General features: G+C 59.0%; 19 protein-coding genes and 1 pseudogene. 10 read left to right on the forward strand and 10 right to left on the reverse strand.

Annotated features, from left to right (window positions below):
• Positions 1–8: 8 nt before the first annotated feature.
• Positions 9–347: a P-II family nitrogen regulator gene (locus J7416_RS19380; protein WP_058273036.1), complete on the reverse strand. Its 339-nt coding sequence runs from the start codon at positions 345–347 to the stop codon at positions 9–11.
• A gap of 258 nt (positions 348–605) precedes the next feature.
• Here J7416_RS19380 and J7416_RS19385 point away from each other — a divergent pair, with 258 nt between their 5' ends.
• Positions 606–2,792 (forward strand): PBP1A family penicillin-binding protein, encoded by a 2,187-nt coding sequence (locus tag J7416_RS19385; RefSeq protein ID WP_209227078.1) that lies wholly within the window; start codon positions 606–608, stop codon positions 2,790–2,792.
• A gap of 59 nt (positions 2,793–2,851) precedes the next feature.
• Here the strand turns inward: J7416_RS19385 and leuB are convergent, their stop codons facing one another.
• The 7 genes from leuB to J7416_RS19420 form a co-directional block, all read right to left on the reverse strand.
• A complete protein-coding gene (leuB, locus tag J7416_RS19390; protein WP_209227079.1) occupies positions 2,852–3,955 on the reverse strand; it encodes a 3-isopropylmalate dehydrogenase in 1,104 nt (367 codons plus the stop codon).
• A 165-nt stretch (positions 3,956–4,120) separates the two neighbouring features.
• Positions 4,121–5,152, reverse strand: a complete 1,032-nt coding sequence (locus J7416_RS19395; protein ID WP_209227080.1) for an endonuclease/exonuclease/phosphatase family protein — start codon at positions 5,150–5,152, stop codon at positions 4,121–4,123.
• Entirely contained in the window at positions 5,149–5,979 is an 831-nt protein-coding gene (locus J7416_RS19400) for a hypothetical protein (RefSeq protein WP_209227081.1), read from the reverse strand. The genes J7416_RS19395 and J7416_RS19400 overlap by 4 nt, the downstream gene beginning before the upstream one ends.
• 332 nt (positions 5,980–6,311) lie before the next feature.
• Entirely contained in the window at positions 6,312–6,917 is a 606-nt protein-coding gene (gene leuD / locus J7416_RS19405) for a 3-isopropylmalate dehydratase small subunit (RefSeq protein ID WP_209227083.1), read from the reverse strand.
• 43 nt (positions 6,918–6,960) lie between these two features.
• Positions 6,961–7,515 carry a DUF308 domain-containing protein gene (locus J7416_RS19410; protein WP_209227084.1) on the reverse strand — a complete coding sequence of 185 codons (555 nt, stop codon included), beginning with the start codon at positions 7,513–7,515 and terminating at the stop codon, positions 6,961–6,963.
• Between the two features lie 37 nt (positions 7,516–7,552).
• Positions 7,553–8,956, reverse strand: coding sequence for a 3-isopropylmalate dehydratase large subunit (gene leuC, locus J7416_RS19415; protein ID WP_209227085.1), 1,404 nt, complete (start codon positions 8,954–8,956; stop codon positions 7,553–7,555).
• Between the two features lie 43 nt (positions 8,957–8,999).
• Positions 9,000–9,107: an isopropylmalate isomerase gene (locus J7416_RS19420; RefSeq protein WP_209227086.1), complete on the reverse strand. Its 108-nt coding sequence runs from the start codon at positions 9,105–9,107 to the stop codon at positions 9,000–9,002.
• Between the two features lie 90 nt (positions 9,108–9,197).
• Here J7416_RS19420 and J7416_RS19425 point away from each other — a divergent pair, with 90 nt between their 5' ends.
• The 4 genes from J7416_RS19425 to J7416_RS19440 all read left to right on the forward strand — a co-directional run bounded on the left by J7416_RS19425 (position 9,198) and on the right by J7416_RS19440 (position 12,076).
• Positions 9,198–10,550, forward strand: coding sequence for a mechanosensitive ion channel domain-containing protein (locus tag J7416_RS19425; RefSeq protein ID WP_209227087.1), 1,353 nt, complete (start codon positions 9,198–9,200; stop codon positions 10,548–10,550).
• A 164-nt stretch (positions 10,551–10,714) separates the two neighbouring features.
• Positions 10,715–11,074 carry a ribosome silencing factor gene (gene rsfS / locus J7416_RS19430; protein ID WP_058276550.1) on the forward strand — a complete coding sequence of 120 codons (360 nt, stop codon included), beginning with the start codon at positions 10,715–10,717 and terminating at the stop codon, positions 11,072–11,074.
• A gap of 44 nt (positions 11,075–11,118) precedes the next feature.
• Positions 11,119–11,589: a 23S rRNA (pseudouridine(1915)-N(3))-methyltransferase RlmH gene (rlmH, locus tag J7416_RS19435; protein ID WP_209227089.1), complete on the forward strand. Its 471-nt coding sequence runs from the start codon at positions 11,119–11,121 to the stop codon at positions 11,587–11,589.
• Between the two features lies 1 nt (position 11,590).
• Entirely contained in the window at positions 11,591–12,076 is a 486-nt protein-coding gene (locus J7416_RS19440; RefSeq protein WP_209227090.1) for an NAD(P)H-dependent oxidoreductase, read from the forward strand.
• Between the two features lie 3 nt (positions 12,077–12,079).
• Here J7416_RS19440 and J7416_RS19445 read toward each other — a convergent pair.
• Together J7416_RS19445 and J7416_RS19450 are read right to left on the reverse strand one after the other, a co-directional pair.
• Positions 12,080–12,426: pseudogene (locus J7416_RS19445) on the reverse strand (hypothetical protein).
• Between the two features lie 35 nt (positions 12,427–12,461).
• Positions 12,462–13,172: a DUF599 domain-containing protein gene (locus J7416_RS19450; RefSeq protein WP_209227092.1), complete on the reverse strand. Its 711-nt coding sequence runs from the start codon at positions 13,170–13,172 to the stop codon at positions 12,462–12,464.
• Between the two features lie 81 nt (positions 13,173–13,253).
• On the opposite strand from J7416_RS19450, the gene J7416_RS19455 reads away from it, so the two are divergent.
• The 5 genes from J7416_RS19455 (at position 13,254) to J7416_RS19475 (ending at position 18,872) form a co-directional block, all read left to right on the forward strand.
• A complete protein-coding gene (locus J7416_RS19455) occupies positions 13,254–14,702 on the forward strand; it encodes an FAD-linked oxidase C-terminal domain-containing protein (RefSeq protein ID WP_209227093.1) in 1,449 nt (482 codons plus the stop codon).
• A 25-nt stretch (positions 14,703–14,727) separates the two neighbouring features.
• Positions 14,728–15,828, forward strand: coding sequence for an FAD-binding protein (locus tag J7416_RS19460; RefSeq protein ID WP_209227094.1), 1,101 nt, complete (start codon positions 14,728–14,730; stop codon positions 15,826–15,828).
• Positions 15,829–15,832: 4 nt separating this feature from the next.
• Positions 15,833–17,152, forward strand: coding sequence for a glycolate oxidase subunit GlcF (gene glcF / locus J7416_RS19465; protein WP_209227096.1), 1,320 nt, complete (start codon positions 15,833–15,835; stop codon positions 17,150–17,152).
• A gap of 113 nt (positions 17,153–17,265) precedes the next feature.
• Positions 17,266–18,060, forward strand: coding sequence for a trypsin-like serine protease (locus J7416_RS19470; RefSeq protein ID WP_247744385.1), 795 nt, complete (start codon positions 17,266–17,268; stop codon positions 18,058–18,060).
• Positions 18,057–18,872 (forward strand): trypsin-like serine protease, encoded by an 816-nt coding sequence (locus J7416_RS19475; RefSeq protein WP_209227101.1) that lies wholly within the window; start codon positions 18,057–18,059, stop codon positions 18,870–18,872. The genes J7416_RS19470 and J7416_RS19475 overlap by 4 nt, the downstream gene beginning before the upstream one ends.
• Positions 18,873–18,910: the final 38 nt, after the last annotated feature.

Raw genomic sequence — 18,910 nt, forward strand, 5'->3', positions numbered from 1 at the left:
GGCGGCGCTTACAGCGCCTCTTCGTTCGTTTCCCCGGTCCGCACGCGCAGGGCCTGCTCGACATCGAGGACGAAAATCTTGCCGTCACCGATCTTGCCGGTTTTGGCGGTTTTGGTGATCGTTTCAACGATCTGGTCGGCCATCGTGGCGGGCACCACGATTTCCAGTTTGATCTTGGGCACGAAGTTCACCGCATATTCGGCCCCACGATAGATTTCGGTGTGACCCGATTGCGAGCCGAAGCCCTTGATCTCGGTCACCATCATGCCGCGCACGCCGGCCTCGGTCAGTGCCTCGCGCACCTCCTCCAGCTTGAACGGCTTGATTGTCGCAATGATCAGTTTCACGTCTTTCCCCTCTTCCTGTCCGGCGGGACCGGTTGTTTGCACCTGCAGAAAAAGAGCGCGACTGACCGCAGTAAGAAACGGTCAAGGCATCAGAACGCAGGGGAAAATTGAGGCTAGGTGCACAATTTTTGCACAAAAAAACGCTTTTGCCTAAAAAGAGGGCATACTATGGAGGGTGCATAGAGGAAATTCACACCTCTACTTCGGGCCAATGGCAGGGTATGGTGCCTCAAAATGATAACCGGGCAGAGTTTGAGCATGACTGAGTCCAGGCGCCGCAAAACACCGCTTGTTGCGGACAAAAGATACCCTTCCAAGGGGCGCAAACCCGCGACGACAAAGCGCGCGGCCAAGCCCGCAGGCAAGAAGGCGACGGCGCGAAAAACGTCGACGCGCAAGACCGCCAGGAAGAAGACGCGCAAGACATCCGGCGGCGGTGGCGGCGGGATCTTTCGCCGTATGTTCCGTTGGATATGGCGGGTGATCTGGGGCGTTACCTGGCGCATGGGTGCTGTGGCCGCCATGCTGTTGGCCTTGGCGGTTGGCGTAGTTTATTCCTCTCTGCCCGATGTGGACGCCTTGTTGGACGGCCGCGCGCGCGGGTCGGTGACCCTGCTGGATCGCGACGGCAAGGTCTTTGCCTGGCGTGGCGATCAGTTCGGCGGCGTGATCACGGCCGATACCGTCTCACCCCATCTCAAGAACGCCGTCGTTGCGACCGAGGACAAGCGATTCTACCGGCATTTCGGCGTCAGCCCGCGCGGCGTCGCCAGTGCCGTACGTATCAACCTGAGCGAAGGGCGCGGGCCGTTGTCGGGGCATGGTGGATCGACCATCACGCAGCAGACGGCCAAGCTGTTGTGCCTGGGCGTGCCTTACGAGCCCAGCGAGTGGGAATCCGAGGCCGCTTATGAATCCGATTGCCGTCAGGGCTCGCTGTGGCGCAAGGCCAAAGAGGCGGTCTATGCGATCGCGATGGAAGTTAAGTACTCTAAAGATGAAATCCTGACCATCTATCTGAACCGGGCCTTTCTGGGCGCGGGCGCACGCGGGTTCGAGGCAGCAAGCCAGCGCTATTTCGGGATATCTGCAGCCGAGGTGAACCCGGCACAGGCGGCGATGCTGGCCGGTCTGCTGGTCGCGCCGACGCGCTACGCGCCGACGAACAACCTCAAACGCTCGCAAGACCGGGCGCAGCTGGTGGTCGGACTGATGGAGGCGCAGGGCTATCTGACCTCGGCACAAGCCAGCAGTGCCCGCAGCAACCCCGCCCAACTGTCCGAGGCCGCGGCGGCACGGGCTGGCGGCTATTTTGCCGATTGGGTCATGGCCAGCGGTCCCGAGTTCTTTACCCGCAACACGACCGAGGACGTGGTGATCCGCACCACGCTGGATCAGCGCATTCAAAAGTCGGCCGAAGAGGCGTTGAAGTTCATCTTTCAGGAAAAGGTCCGCGAGGGTTCAAAGGCCCAGGCTGCTATCGTCGTGATGTCGGCCGACGGCGCCGTGCGCGGCATGGTGGGCGGACGCAAGACGCGCGTTTCCGGCGCGTTCAACCGCGCCACACAGGCCCTGCGGCAGACAGGCTCGTCTTTCAAGCCCTTCGTCTATGCCACAGCATTGGAGCTTGGGTATTCGCCGTTGGATACGGTGGTAGATGAACCCTATTGCGTGAACATCCCGGGCTCGGGCCAGTGGTGCCCCAAGAACTACACCAACAAGTTCTATGGGCGGGTCACGCTGGCGGATGCGCTGAAGAACTCGCTGAACATACCGGCTGTGAAAGTGGCCGAAGTTGCAGGGCTGGACAATGTGCGCACCGTGGCCAGTGAGTTTGGCATCGACAGCGATCTGGCACAGGGACCGGCCCTGGCGCTGGGCGCGTCGGAAAGCACGCTGATCGAGATGACGGGTGCCTATGCGGGCATTCTGAACGGCGGCTCGGCCGTGGAACCCTATGGGCTGACTGAATTGAAATTGCTGGGTGATGATACACCGGTCATGGTAACGACAACGGGTATCGGCGAGCGGGTCATCAATGACAAGGCGGCCAAGCAGCTGACCTGGATGATGGAGCGTGTGGTCTCTGAAGGAACCGGCGCGCGTGCGCAGCTGCCCGGATGGCAGGTGGCCGGCAAAACAGGAACGACTCAGGCTGCCCGCGATGCCTGGTTCATCGGGTTCACGGCTGACTACGTGACGGGTATCTGGATGGGCTACGACGACAACACGCCCTTGTCGGGGGTCACGGGTGGTGGACTGCCCGCCGAGATCTGGAAAGAGACCATGCTGCGGGTGACCGAAGGCATGACGCCGACACCGCTGCCGATGGTGGCCCCGGACCCACCGGTCAAAACTGCTCAGCCGCAGCAGCAACGGCGCAAGAAAGAAACCGGCTTGGACCGGGCCATCAATAACCTGCTGAACAACATCTTCGGGAATTGATTGGGTAAAGAAAAAGGCGGTGCGCCGGGCACCGCCTTTTCATTTGAATGAGGGCCTAATCAGAGGCTGTCGTCGAGAGCCGCCAGGATCGCATCGCCCATTTCCGTGGTCGAAACCGGTGTGACGCCTTCATCGGCCAGCAGATCGCCAGTGCGAACACCGTCGGCCAGCACCTTCTCGATCGCGGCTTCCAGACGATCCGCTTCTTCGCCCTGATCGAAGCTATAGCGCAGCGCCATGGCAAAGCTGAGGATACAGGCGATCGGGTTGGCCTTGCCCTGCCCGGTAATGTCCGGGGCCGAGCCGTGCACGGGCTCGTACATCGCCTTGGGGCGGCCATTGGCCATCGGGGCACCTAGAGAGGCCGAGGGCAGCATACCCAGCGAGCCGGTCAGCATCGCGGCACAGTCCGACAGGATGTCACCGAACAGGTTGTCGGTCAGGATCACGTCAAACTGTTTAGGCGCGCGCACCAACTGCATCGCGCCGTTGTCGGCATACATGTGCGACAGCTCGACCTCGGGGTAGTCCTTGGACACGCGATCCACGACCTCGCGCCACAGGATACCCGATTCCATCACATTGGCCTTCTCCATCGAGCAGACCTTTTTGTTCCGGCGCATCGCCAGTTCAAAGGCGGAACGCGCGGCGCGTTCGATCTCGGACTCGGTGTAACGCTGGGTGTTGATACCGACGCGTTCGTTGCCTTCTTCGAAGATACCGCGTGGCTCACCAAAATAGACGCCCGAGGTCAGCTCGCGCACGATCATGATGTCGAGTCCAGCGACGATGTCTTTCTTAAGCGAAGAGAAATCGGCCAGCGCGTCAAAGCACTGTGCAGGGCGCAGGTTCGAATACAGGTCCATTTCCTTGCGCAGACGCAGCAGGCCACGCTCGGGCTTCAGCGAAAAATCCAGATCGTCGTATTTCGGGCCGCCAACAGCACCCAGAAGAACCGCGTCAACCTCTTGCGCCTTTGCCATGGTTTCGTCCGACAACGGCTTGCCGTGGGCGTCATAGGCGGCACCACCGACCAGATCCTCGCTCACGTCGAATTCCAGGCCACGTTTTGCACCGAACCAGTCGATGACTCTGCGCACTTCGGCCATGACTTCGGGGCCAATTCCGTCTCCGGGCAGGATGAGGAGCGAGGGGTTGGACATGAAGGATCTCCTTGCGATTTTCAGCACAGGCCCTAGCGCCTGTATCGCACCGGGTCAATGAGACGATCCTGCCTGACAGCAAGGAAAACACAGGTTTGTTTCCCGTGCGCGCCTTTGCGCGTCTGAAAATTGCGCCAGACCCGTTTGACAGGCCAGATTTTGCTGTCAGCGCGGCAGGGTCAAATCGACCCAAACCAGCCGGTGGCGGCTGGCGTTTTCGGCGGTATCGCGTGCCTCGGTGCCGGCGGCTGGCCAATGAACGCCCGCATCCGTCACGGTCCAATGTGAGGATGGCAGCACATAGTCTACCCGCATCGGGCCAACTGCTTTCCAGACAACAGTGGTTTGATCCCCGTTGGGGTCACCGGGCTGCGGGTCGTTTAGCCGAGGATCGTTCAACAGGCCCCGGATCGCTTCTTTGCGCCCGTCCCCACGCGCTGGATCCAGATTGGCATCTCCGGCGATCACAAAAGGACCGGCAGGTTCACGCCCTACTGTGCCGTCCAGCACGGCTGACCACAGCCGAATTTCGTCCCGGTTGCGCAGGCCATTGCGATCCTCGGGGCCGTCGAACACAGGTGGCGCAGCATGGAAGGTCATAAGGTCCAACGGCCCGATCGGTGTTTCGATGGGGACCACCCAATGTGCGACGGAAGACAGCCGCTGAATGCTCTGTGCTTGTTCAGACGGATAGGGGGCGTTCCCCAAGCTGGGCAATTCAGCGCCCGGAAGATCTCGCCACAGCAGGGCCGAGAAATCCTGCACCTGATCCGTAACGATAGGATATCGCGATAGAACAGCCAGACCGCTTTGGCCGGTGAAACGCCCCCAGCCTTGCGCATCACCGGGGCCGCTGGTGCGCCCGTCTCCGTCCAGGTCCAGATCGGTTGCAATACCGGAATTTGGCCGGGCGGCGAAGACAAAGGGATAGTTCAATCCGGCGTCGCTCAGTTGCGCGGCCAGTGCCGAAACGGCCAGTCCTTCGAAATCCCAGTCGATGCCCTGCAAGGCAACGATATCCGGCTCGGTCTCGGTTAGGACGCTGACAACCGCGCTGACTTGTGCATCCCCGCGGCGAATGTCGCGCAGCAGTAGACCCGGCCCATCGCGGCTCAGTTCCGTGTTGTAGGTTGCGATGCGAACCGTCTCTGCCTGTGCCATAACAGGCAACAGTAGCAGGAACAGGATGCGGATCATGCGGTCTGTGTGGACTCGGCTGTGGAGTAGGCGCGTCGTTTTTCGACGATCAGACTGGCGATGCGCAACGTCGCCATCCCGCGCATGATCATGCTGGACGGTAGAAAGGCCCAAGCGCAAAGCGTCCAGATCAAGGTCTGAGGATTGCTGAGCGAGATTGGATCGGCATAGTCTGTCAGCAGTTTGATCAGGGCGGGGATCAGGAACGGCAGTAGAATGCCGATGCAAATGTTCAGACGCCCGTCGCGCTGCAGCCGCGTCACGACGTCACCACCCTTGGTCGGGTCAAACAGCGGAAGGTTGGTCCAGACGTTGAACGCCCCGTTTCCGGTGGGCCAGCCGCGCACCCGGACCGCATACGCAAAGCTGCCGATGGTCACGAGAGCTGCAACATTGGCAACGCTGGCACAGATGCGAACCAGTTCCGTCAGCGGCGCGCTTGTGTCAGCTGGTAGCATCAGGATGATCAGACGAACCGGCGAATAGGGGAAGTCAACCACGTTCGCCACACCCAGACCGACCGAATACATCAGTGTCGTCAGACCCGTGGGCGCATAGACGTTTTTGCAGATCAGTGTCATGAACGTGATCATGGTCATCAGACCGACAAAGCGCAGCCGGTTGACCGGAGGGGCATCGCGGAATTCGATAAAGCTGGGGAAGGCCGAGTTGTATTCTGCGAACGTCAGGAAGAACGCCAGAATGGCGAGAAAGACAACAATCTCGGTCCCATTTGTAGACGTTACAGGCAGGTACAACGCGGGTGTCAGCACCATGAGTGCAACAAGCAATCCCCGTATCGCCGCCCCTGTTGTGCGCGCAATCACTATCCAAACCCTTTCAAACCGGATTGGCCGCTTCTGTGACGGCTTCGTCCAAACTTGTGCCCGACAATATTCTTTTTTCGACGGGTGCCTCAGGTATCGCCAACACTGACGATAAGCGGCAATCCGCTCAAGTCAGCCTGCAGAAAACACGTGATTTCGGGCAAAATGATGGCGAAACTGGTGCGCCTTTGCATCATTCGTGTCGCAAATTCGACGTGTAAATGCGACCGCACACTACATATTGTGGTTGATTTGTTTAGGACCCCAAGAATGCGAACGGGGCCGCCGAAGCGACCCCGATAGGTTGAGTATCCACAGAATCGCCCCCAGGGTTACACCCAGGGACGGGCCTGATTGGCGTGATCTTCGAATTTGTCGATGTGATGGTCTTTCTCCATGGTCAGACCGATATCGTCCAAACCGTTCAGCAGGCAGTGCTTGCGGTGCGGATCGATTTCAAACTCGATCTCGACGCCGTCCGACGTGGTGATCTTCTGATCTTCCAGATGCACCGTCATGCGGGCATTCTCACCTTTGTGCGCATCTTCCATCAGGACGGCGTGATGTTCCTCTTCTACCACGATGGGCAGGATGCCGTTCTTGAAGCAGTTGTTGAAGAAGATGTCGGCAAAGCTGGTCGAGATCACGACCTTGATGCCGAAATCCTTGATCGCCCAGGGCGCGTGTTCGCGCGACGAGCCGCAGCCGAAATTGTCGCCTGCGACCAGAATTTCGGTCTGACGATAGGCGGGTTTGTTCAGAACGAATTCTTCGTTTTCCTGCCCGTCATCGTGATAGCGCATCTCGTCAAACAGAACGACGCCAAGGCCCGACCGTTTGATGGTTTTCAGATGCACTTTCGGGATGATCATATCGGTGTCGATATTGATCAGCGGCATTGGGGCGGCCACCCCGTGGACTTTTTCAAACTTTTCCATGTTCACACTCCGTGCGGGAGAGGGCCGCGCCCGTGCCCCGCGTTTAAGCTTCTTTCGCTTCTGTTGTTTCGTCGTTGGGTGCGTTCTTGAGGAAGAACGCCATGAAAACCAGACCGAACCCGTTGAACAGCATCTCGATGCCCAGGAAGATCCCAAGAATGCTCAGCAGCACCTGAGGTTCGCTTCCTACATAAGTCCAGATGATACCGGCGAGGATGATCGACAAGATGCCCGAGATCATCGTGGGCCAGAAAAACTGCGTTCCTTTCATCTGGAACGACAGAATGACCCGAGCGATGCCGCCTGCCATGAACAGGATCAGCATCACCGTCGCCAGGGTCAGGGTTCCTTGCAGCGGGTGATCCAGAAAGGACCATCCCAGAAACAGCATGACCGCACCCATGATGAGTGACAGGATTTTGTTGCCGGTGCCTTCAACCGTGAAGCCGCCGACGACCTGCAGCACGCCCGAGATTAGCAGTAACACGCCAGTCACGACGGTTACGGCGACAGACGCCACTACTGGCGCGCCCAGCACAAAGATACCGAACGCGATGGACAGAAGCCCCAGCAGGAGCCATTTGACCCAGTCACTCATGTTTTTTATCCCTCAAATATCTAGATATGAGGGGAGCTTACATCAATTCACGGACGTCTGTCAGCCGTCCTGTGATTGCCGCTGCGGCAGCCATTGCCGGGCTCAGCAGGTGAGTGCGTCCACCCCGACCCTGACGGCCCTCAAAGTTGCGGTTCGAGGTTGCGGCACAGCGCTCGCCCGGTTGCAACTGGTCGGGATTCATCGCCAGGCACATGGAACATCCCGCCAGGCGCCATTCAAAACCGGCGTCCTTGAAAATCTCGGCCAGGCCTTCTTCTTCGGCCTGCGCACGGACCAGACCGGAACCGGGCACGACCATCGCGCGCATCCCGTCCTTGATCTTTTTGCCCTTCAGGATTTCGGCGGCGGCGCGTAGGTCTTCGATACGACCATTGGTGCAGGATCCGATAAAGACGGTGTCGATTTCCACATCGCTCAGCTTTTGACCGGCTTCCAGACCCATGTATTCGATGGACCGGCGGGCCGCGTCGACCTTACCGCCTTCGAAATCTTCGGGGTGTGGAACGCTTGCGGTGATCGGCAGAACGTCCTCGGGGCTGGTGCCCCAGGTGACGACCGGCGCGATGTCTTCGCCGCGCAGGGTGATGACCTTGTCGAAATGCGCACCCTCGTCGGTGAAGAGCGTTTTCCACCAGTCCATCGCCGCTTCCCACTGGGCACCCTTCGGCGCATGCGGGCGGCCTTTGACGTATTCAAAGGTGGTCTCGTCCGGCGCGATCAGACCTGCGCGGGCACCGCCTTCGATGGCCATGTTGCAGACGGTCATCCGGCCTTCCATCGACAAATCACGGATCGCTTCGCCGCAATATTCGATGACATATCCGGTGCCGCCAGCAGTTCCGGTCTCACCGATCACAGCCAGAGTGATGTCCTTGGCGGTCACGCCCGGCTGCAGTTTGCCGGTGATTTCCACCTTCATGTTCTTGGATTTCTTCTGGATCAGGGTCTGGGTGGCCAGAACATGCTCAACCTCGGACGTGCCAATGCCATGGGCCAGTGCGCCAAAAGCGCCGTGGGTTGCTGTGTGGCTGTCGCCGCAAACCACGGTCATGCCGGGCAGGGTCCAGCCCTGTTCCGGGCCAACGATGTGGACGATGCCCTGACGAACATCATTCACCGGGTAGTAGTGAATACCGAAATCCTTGGCGTTCTTGTCCAGTGCCTCGACCTGAATGCGCGATTCGGGGTTTTCGATCCCGTTCACACGGTCCGCAGTGGTCGGAACGTTGTGATCCGGCACGGCGATGGTTTTTTCCGGCGCGCGCACCTTGCGGCCCGCCATACGCAGGCCTTCGAACGCCTGCGGGCTGGTCACCTCGTGAACGAGGTGGCGATCGATATACAGCAGGCAGGTCCCATCATCGGCTTCGTGCGCGACATGGGCATCCCAGATCTTGTCATAGAGTGTTTTGGGGGACATCGGTCCTCTCCCGTATGTAATGAGAAATAGCTGGCGAGGTGGCTTAGGCCGCGCGTAGGCGCGCCAGAACCGTGCGGGCAGCCCCATAGAACCGTTCGCGCAGGCGCGCGCGATCTTCCAGATTCTGAACTTGGGCTACAGTGAGTCTCATGCCGACCAGATATATCGGGGTTTGCCGTCAATCAAGGTTCAAAACCGCGTCAGGCTTGCATCATCGGGCAACGCTGTTCAATCTGGGGTCATGAACCAAGACCTGATCCCCGGTTCGCTGTCGGACCTGTACGACAACATGGTCGCGGGCTTTTCCGTGCAATTCGAAAACCTTGTTGAACTGGTTGTAACACCGGGCTGGCGCCAGCATCAGCTTGTCATGATCCTGGTTCTGTGGGCACTGGCATTCGGCCTGAAGCTGGTCACACAAAGCCGGTGGGAGGCATGGGCCCGCGCGCGCACGGGTTGGCCCAAATGGCGGCTGCGGATTCTGGTTCAGTTGATGCAGCGCCTGACCCTGGTCTATTTCGTGCTGATGTCCTGGGCGCTGTATCTGCTGATGCAGCAGATCACCTGGCCGTCACGCAGCTACATCATCGGAGTTGTCGCCACATTGGCGCTGGCGTGGCTGGCGATTGCCCTGGTCGCCCGGTTGGTGCGCAACCGCACGTTAAGGCGGATCTTCAAATGGGCAATGTGGGTCTATGCAACGCTTGTTGCGCTGAATTTGACCGATGACGTGGCCGAGTTTCTGGACGGTGTGGCCATTTCTATCGGCGACTTGCACATCTCGGCGCTGGGCATACTCAAGGCCATTCTGCTGATCGGAATCCTTCTGACGTTGGCCCGCCTGGGCACCCGCGCAGCCGAGCGCGGCTTGATGAACAATGACGACATCACTCCGTCAATGCAGGTGCTGCTGGCCAAGGGTATTCAGGTTCTGCTGTACGGCGCAGTTTTTCTGGTCGGAATCCGCACGCTTGGGTTTGACCTGACCGGTATCGCATTGCTGTCCGGGGCGATTGGTGTTGGCATCGGTTTTGGTCTGCAAAAGGTGGTGTCGAATCTGATCTCGGGGATCATCATCCTGATGGATCGCTCGATCAAACCGGGCGATGTGATCTCACTCGGAGATACGTTTGGTTGGATCAATGCGCTGGGCGCGCGTTATGTCTCGGTCGTGACGCGGGACGGGCGGGAATACCTGATCCCGAACGAAGACCTTATCACCAACCAGGTGGTAAACTGGTCGCATTCGGACAAGTTCGTGCGTCTGGATCTGGATTTCGGCACCAGTTACGACGACGACCCCCATCTGGTGCGTGCAACAGCCATTCGGGCTGTAAAGGCGGTCAAACGCGTCCTCAGTGGAGGGTCACACGAGCCGGTCTGCCATATTACCGGCTTCGGCGACAGCAGCGTCGACTATGTGCTGCGCTTCTGGATCAGCGATCCGACCAAGGGGCTGACCAATATTCGCGGGAATGTCTATCTGGCGCTTTGGGATGCATTTAAGGACGAAGGCATCTCGATCCCCTTCCCGCAGCGCGAGGTTCGGCTGCTTCCGGACAGCGCAGAGCAGCAACAGATCGCCAAAGAGTGAGCGCTTGTGCGGGCGCTTTCGTGGCGTTTCATTGAAATGTTGCAATCTGCTTGTTACCTTATTAGTACCCCGGCGCCGGGGTTTCACGGCGCGCAGCAAAGGAGGACTATGTCCTGTCTCTACATACCCAGGCGGGTTTGCCCGCCGATGACGGGGCCGGTGTAATGGCCCACTCTCAGTCAATCAGCGACAAGCTGCTTGAACGTATCCTTTCCTCACTTTCCGATGACAAGGCCGAAGACGTCGTGCAGATCAACCTGCAAGGCAAATCCTCGGTTGCGGATCACATGGTGATTGCCTCGGGTCGTTCGACTCGTCAGGTCTCGGCCATGGCGGAAAAGCTGACGGATCGCATCAAGCAGGAATTCGGTTTCACCTCGAAGGTCGAAGGCAAAGACGCCGGCGACTGGGTGTTGATCGATACGGGCGACGTGATCGTCCATATCTTCCGCCCCGAAGTGCGTGAATTCTATCAGCTGGAAAAGATGTGGCTGCCTCAGGGCGGCAGCGCCTCGGCGAACTGAGGCGCCATCCCGGCCTGCATTAACAGGTCGGCGGCGAGAGAAATATGCGTATAAGCATTTGTGCGGTCGGGCGATTGCGTGCCGGACCGGAGAAGTCCCTGCTTGACGACTATCTGACGCGATTTGACCGGACCGGCCGAAGCCTGGGCCTTGGTCCTGCACGTGTGATCGAGGTCGAAGACAAGAAAAACGCTGGCATGGGGGCCGAGGCCGCGCTGTTGCGCAAGGCGCTGCCCAAGGGCGCAGTGATTTGCACATTGGACGAACGCGGCCGGGTGATGTCATCGCCGGATTTTGCCAAGAAACTGGGCGGCTGGCGCGATGCCGGGCGACAGGATCTGGCGCTGGTCATTGGCGGGGCGGACGGAATAGACCCTAATTTGAGGGCTGACGCCGATTTTTCCATTTCATTCGGGTCGATGGTCTGGCCCCATATGCTGGTCCGTGTGATGCTGGCCGAGCAACTGTACCGGGCCGCAACCATCCTGTCGGGCGGCCCCTATCACAGGGTCTGACATGGCGCAGCTTTTGATCGTTTATCACTCTCGCACGGGTGGAGCCCGCCAGATGGCCGAAGCGGCAGCTGATGCGGGGCGAGAAGAGGCAGATATTGTTCTGAAATTCGCCGATCAGGCCGGTCCCGATGATCTGCTGGCCGCTGATGGTTACATCTTTTGCGCGCCCGAGAATCTGGCTGCACTCTCGGGTTTGATGAAAGAGTTTTTCGATCGCTGCTATTACCCGGTGTTGGGCAAGATCGAAGGGCGGCCTTACGCGCAGATGGTTTGTGCCGGGTCGGATGGAGAAAACGCCGCCCGCCAAACCGCGCGGATTGCCACCGGCTGGCGCTTGAAAGAGGTTCAGCCACCTTTGATTATCTGCACCCACGCGCAGACGACCGAGGCGATTTTGGCTGAAAAGACCATCCCCGCAGAACAGCTTGATCAGTGCCGAGAGATTGGCGCAGCAATGGCTGCGGGTTTAAGCCTCGGGGTGTTCTGAGCCTCAGTTCAGGTCAACCACAGTGGTGCCTTCGCTCCAGCCGCCGACGTTGTCACGCGCCTGAATCTGCACCTGCGTGATGCCCTTAGGAATGGCCACACCGCTGAGTGAACGGGTAAACGGCTGTTCCTCTACATGCGGGTGATCAGGACCCGCAATCCCAGCTCATTTCCGTCCATATCCAGCACACGCCAGCCATCGGCATAATCATCCCAGCCGGTGTCGGGATGCCGGATCGTCACGTCGAAGCGCCAAGTATCGCCGCTTTGACTGGCAACTACTTTTTCAATCGTGGGAGGGTCGGCAAGGGCCGGACCGGCAAGCAAAAGGCTGAGAATCAAATATCGCATGTGCCCAGATTAGGCTCTGATTTCAGGTAAAGCGATCACGAATCCGTGTCGTTTGGCTGGGACAGCAGCACCAATCGGGAATGCGATGCAAACTCGCGCCGGTATAGGACGCCAAATGTGATCGCTGTGCCCAGTATCAGGGCCACGGGGCCCAGAATCCAGGCGACAGATGCCAGTGCAAAATAGGTTGCGCGCAGCCCGCGGTTGAAGCTGCGGGCCGCGGTAACGCAGATCTCGGCCGCTTGAGCTGCCCGAGGATAGGCCTGCGCATCCGATGGATCATTGGGCACCGCCGCCATCAGGACTGCGCAGTAGCCAAACAAGCGATGTGCCCAGACATATTTCAGGAAGGCATTGGCCAGCAGCAGAATGATGATCAGGATTTTGATCTCCCACACCATCGCCGGAGCGCTGCCGATGGCCAGATCATTGGCAACGCCGGCCAGACGCTCGGTATTGCCCAGCAGGGCCAGCCCGCCCCCGATGGCGATCATCGTGGTCGAGGCGAAGAACGTGCTGCCCTGCCGCATCGCCGCCACGACCTGCGCGTCAAACATCCGGGGCTGTCGTGTCACCATCTCGCGCATCCAGTCGCGGCGATAGTCATCCATCATCATTGTGACCGTGGGTTTCTTGGGCGAGGGGTTCTCGATCCTCCAGCCAATCCACAGCCAGGCCACCAGCAACACTGCGATAGCAGCGTAGTCCAGAGGTGAAAACAATTGTGTCCGCTCAAGCCAGGTCATGCCTGCGACCTTAGGGGCAGAGATGGGAACTTGCCAGATGAGGAAATTGGTAATATTATTTTACCAAACGGAGGATCAGCTATGGAAATGCCGACGCCAAATCCCGATGTCCTGCGCCGAAAGGCCGTTGTTTTGCAGCGGTTGCTGCAGGTTTTGCCCGAGGATGCGGTGATTCACGACCCGTCCGAGACGCGCGTTTACGAATGCGATGCGCTGACGGCCTATAAATGCCCGCCGATGCTGGCGGTGCTGCCATCCACGACCCAAGAGGTCTCGGACGTGCTGCGTATCTGCAATGAAGAAGGCGTGCCAGTTGTGCCGCGCGGCTCGGGCACCTCGCTGGCGGGTGGGGCATTGCCAACTGCAGATTGCGTTATTCTTGGTGTTGCCCGAATGAATGACGTGCTCGAGACCGATTATGACAATCGGTACATTCGCGTTCAGACCGGCCGCACCAACCTGAGTGTCACCGGAGCGGTCGAAGAGGATGACTTCTTCTACGCTCCTGACCCTTCATCGCAACTGGCCTGTGCCATCGCAGGAAACATCGCGATGAACTCCGGCGGCGCGCATTGCCTCAAATACGGTGTGACCACCAACAATTTGCTGGGCGTCAAGATGGTCCTGATGGATGGCAGCGTGGTCGAAATCGGCGGTGCCCATCTGGATTCAAGTGGCCTGGACCTGCTGGGCGTCATTTGCGGTTCCGAAGGACAGTTGGGCGTCGTGACCGAAGCCACCCTGCGCATTCTTCGCAAGCCCGAAGGCGCGCGGCCTGTTTTGATGGGGTTTGATGACAACGAGGTTGCCGGGCAATGCGTCTCGGACATCATCAAGTCCGGTATTCTGCCGGTCGCGATCGAATTCATGGACACATTGTGCATCAAAGCCTGCGAGAATTTTGCTCATGCAGGCTACCCCGACTGCACCGCCCTTTTGATTGTCGAGGTTGAAGGGTCCGAGGCCGAGATTGACTATCAACTGAGCAAGATCATCGAGATCGCGAAACGCCACAACCCTGTTGAGCTGCGCGAAAGCCAGTCGGCCGAGGAAAGCGCGAAAATCTGGCTTGGGCGGAAATCGGCCTTTGGGGCAATGGGTCAGTTGAACGATTACATGTGTCTGGATGGAACGATCCCGGTATCGTCTCTGCCCGAAGTTCTGCGCCGGATCGGTGAGCTGAGCCAAGACTACGGCCTGCCAGTGGGCAACGTATTCCACGCAGGCGATGGCAACATGCATCCCTTGATTCTTTTTGATGCCAACAAACCCGGCGATCTTGAGAAATGCGAGGCGTTTGGAGCCGATATCCTGAAGCTTTGCGTAGATGTGGGCGGCTGTTTGACAGGCGAACACGGTGTGGGCATCGAAAAACGCGATCTGATGTCCCACCAATACAAGCCCGCTGACCTTGAGGCACAGATGGCGATCAAGGACGTGTTCGACCCGAACTGGCTGCTGAACCCCGCCAAGGTTTTCCCGCTGGACGCCTCTGCAGCGCGTCGCGATGCACAGATCGCGGCTGAATGATCGGCTCTAACAAAGAAAAAATGTCATGAAACCACAGACCGAAGCCGAACTGGCCCAGATGGTGGCCGGGCTGAATGAACCGGTGCATATCCAGGGCGGCGGCACGCGGGGCGTTGCCGGTCCGGAAATTACAATTGAAACAAGCGGGCTCAGCGGGATCACGCTGTACGAACCCGGCGCGCTGACACTTGTCGCGCAAGCCGGAACGCCGGTCGCTGAAATTGAGGCCGCTCTGGATGCCGAGGGCCAGCAACTGGCCTTTGAGCCCATCGATCATCGTGGCCTGCTTGGAAAAAGCGGAACGCCCACCATCGGGGGCGTCGTTGCAGCCAACATCTCGGGGCCGCGACGGATACAGGCCGGGGCGTGCCGTGATTTCCTGCTTGGCGTACGTTATGTCGACGGCATGGGGCAGATCGTCAAGAATGGTGGCCGTGTCATGAAAAACGTGACCGGCTATGATCTGGTCAAGCTGATGGCAGGATCCTGGGGGACATTGGGCGTTTTGACAGAAGTGTCCTTGAAAGTGCTTCCTAAACCCGAGGCATCGGCGACTCTGTCCGTTCAGGCCCCAGACGCGGCGGCTGGAGTCCAGGCGCTGTCGGCGGCGCTGAAATCCCCGTACGAAGTCAGCGGAGCGGCCTATGATCCAGACGCGGGGCAGGCCTTGCTGCGTCTTGAGGGGTTTGAGGCCTCGGTCACTTACAGGTCCGATCAACTGAAATCGGCGTTGTCGGATTACGGAGATGTCGCTGAGATCACGGGTTCGGCCGACATTTGGACCGGACTGCGTGATGTGTCTGCCTTTCACAACCAGAACGGCGACGTGTGGCGGATTTCGGTCAAACCCACTGATGGGCCTGACATAGCCGCACGCGTTAATGCGGACAGGTTGCTGTTTGACTGGGGCGGTGGGTTGATTTGGGCCTTGGTGCCCGAAGGGACCGATCTGCGCGCCCGTTTAGGGGTATTTGAAGGCCATGCATCGATTGTGCGTGCGCAGGCTGACACAGTGGAAAGATTGGGGCGGTTCCATCCCGAAGATACTGGCATTGCGGCTCTAACAAACGGGATTAGACAAAGATTCGATCCCCGTGGCGTCTTTAGTCCGGGGCTTATGGGGTAGGGCAATGCAGACGACATTCACCGAAAAACAACTGCAAGATCCGGCGATCCAGCGTTCGAATGAGATCCTGCGCAACTGTGTCCATTGCGGGTTTTGCACGGCCACCTGCCCCACCTATCAGGTGCTGGGCGACGAATTGGACAGCCCGCGCGGCCGCATCTACCTAATCAAGGACATGCTGGAAAATGAGCGTGTGCCCGATGAGAAAACGGTCAAACACATCGACCGGTGCCTGTCTTGTCTGGCCTGCATGTCTACCTGCCCGTCGGGTGTGCATTATATGCATCTGGTCGATCACGCGCGGGAATACATTGAAGAGAATTACAAACGCCCCTTCTCGGACCGCGCTTTGCGCTGGGTGCTGGCGCGGATTCTGCCCTATCCCATGCGGTTCCGCTGGGCGTTGATCGGGGCGAAACTGGGGCGTCCGTTTCGCTTTTTGATGCCGGATGCCCGGTTGCGCGCGATGCTGGACATGGCGCCGAAACATATCCCGCCGGTCAGCCGAAATGACGATCCGCAGAGTTTCCCTGCCAAAGACACACGGCGCAAGCGCGTTGCTCTGATGACAGGCTGTGCGCAGAAAGCTTTGAATACAGACATCAATGACGCAACAATTCGCCTGTTGACCCGGCTAGGGTGCGAGGTCGTTGTGGCCGAAGGGGCGGGGTGTTGCGGGGCCTTGACCCATCACATGGGCAAAACCAATGAAAGCCATAAGGCCGCAGAAGCCAATATTAGAGCCTGGATCGGTGAAATGGCCGGGGATGGGCTGGATGCGATCGTCATAAATACCTCGGGTTGCGGCACGACGGTCAAGGATTACGGCCATATGTTCCGCAATGCCCCGTTAGCAGACGACGCCGCGAAGGTTTCTGCAATCGCCATGGACATCAGTGAACTGCTGATGCAACTCGATCTGCCGGAAGGCGAGAGTCAGGAGATGATCGTCGCCTATCACGCAGCCTGTTCTCTGCAACACGGGCAACAGATCAAGACTCACCCCAAAACACTATTAAAAACGGCCGGTTTCACCGTGTTAGAGCCTGCTGACAGCCATTTGTGCTGCGGCAGCGCAGGGACATACAACCTGATGCAGCCCGAGATTTCCGGGAAGCTGAAACAGCGCAAGGTCAAAACGCTTGAGGCGAAAAATCCCAATGTGATCGCCGCGGGCAACATCGGCTGCATGATGCAGATTGGGTCGGGCACCCAGGTTCCGGTCGTGCATACCGTTGAGTTGCTGGATTGGGCAACGGGTGGACCGAAGCCCAGAGCCCTTGATGCGCAGCCGCAAACGCCAGATGTTCCGATCCTGAAATAGGCTGATGCACACGCGCATCACTTTCCCTGCGAATGCGAATGGGGCGTCATCGCCCTATTTTTGCCCCACCGGCGGCGTAGCAAGATATGCCAACAGCAAAGCCGGAGAGCCGTTTGCGAAATTGGATCATAGCATTGGCGATGGCTTTGGTGCCGATGAGCGCCGCAGCACAGGACACCGGGCTGAAAAGTCTGGATACCACAGATGCTGGCCGTGCGTGGATGGCCGTAGGTCGCCTGGATATCAAAAACGGTGCCGGGTTTTGTACCGGTACATTGATCGCTCCGACGCTGGTCCTGACGGCCGCGCATTGCCTGTTTGACAAGGTGACCGGCCAGCGGATCGACCTGGCTGACGTTGAGTTTCTGGCGGCTTGGCGACTTGGGCGTGCCTCGGCTTACCGGGCGGCGCGGCGGGCCGTGATCCACCCGGAATACGAATACAGCGTCGAAGGAAGCGCTGCGCGTATCTACAACGACATCGCGCTGATCGAACTGTGGCAACCGATCCGAAACACAACCGTTATCCCGTTTGAGACAGGAAAACGCCCCTCACGCGGGGCCGAGGTTGGGGTCGTGTCCTATGCGCAAGATCGGTCCGAGGCTCCTTCGCTGCAAGAGGTATGCTCAGTCATGACCCGTCGTTCCAACGTTCTGATCATGTCCTGCGACGTGGAGTTTGGATCGTCCGGTGCCCCAGTGTTTTCATTCGAAGGGGACCAGCCTCGCATCGTGTCCGTGGTTGCGGCCAAGGCCGAGTTCAACGGTCAGCGCGTGTCCGTCGGCACCGCGGTCGAAGACTCGCTTGAGCTATTGCAGGCCGAGCTGTCGGCGGGACGCGGTTTCAGGGCTTCGTCACCGCAAGCGGGGGCCAACCGCAATATTGGTGCAAGGTTCATCAAACCATGATTCAACGGGTTCTGACTATTCTTCTGCTTCTGTCCATTTCATCCACCGCATCTTACGCCCAAGCCGCCAAACGTAAACTGACCGACCGTGAAGATTTGTACGGCTGGGAGGCGGTCGGTCGTCTGGACATCGGAACTCAGGGGTTTTGCACCGGTACACTGATTGCACAGGATCTGGTTTTGACCGCTGCGCATTGCGCGCTGGACAAGGCCACCGGCAAGCCATACCCGCCGGGCAAGGTCACCTTCCGCGCCGGGCTGAGTGGCGATAACGCCCTTGCTGATCGCAAAGTGGTTCAAATCGCGGCGCATCCAGATTTCAAAGCCAATGGGGCGGTGTCTGCTCCGCGCGTGCGCTTGGATGTGGCTCTGATGCGGTTGGAATCGCCGATTCCTTATTCCATCGCAGACCCCTTTGCCCTGCATCAGGGGAACGTCGCCGGAAATGAGGTTAGCCTTGCGTCCTACGGGCGCGGGCGGGCCGAGGCAATTACTCGCGAAAGATCCTGCCGCATTTTGAACCGGAGTGACGGTTTGATCACCTTCAACTGCGACATCACTTTTGGCTCGTCTGGCTCGGCACTGCTGGCCCGAAACGGATCGCGCTGGCAGATTCTTTCGGTCGTGTCCGCGGTCGGGACGAACGGGCGTCAAAAGGTGGGGTTCGGCATGGAACTGTCGGGAATCGTGGCGGATCTCAAGGCCGATCTGCGGCGCGATGCCCCGCGCCCAAAGGCAAATATCCGCCGGTTGCAGGTCGGTTCCGGCAAGTCCAGTTCGGGCGCAAAATTCATCAGCTCCGGCGGGGGTTGAACTCAATCAAATCGCTACCCATGTGAACTGTACCGGGT

The sequence above is a fragment of the Ruegeria sp. R14_0 genome, assembly GCF_017743975.1.
Taxonomy (GTDB): Bacteria; Pseudomonadota; Alphaproteobacteria; order Rhodobacterales; family Rhodobacteraceae; genus Ruegeria.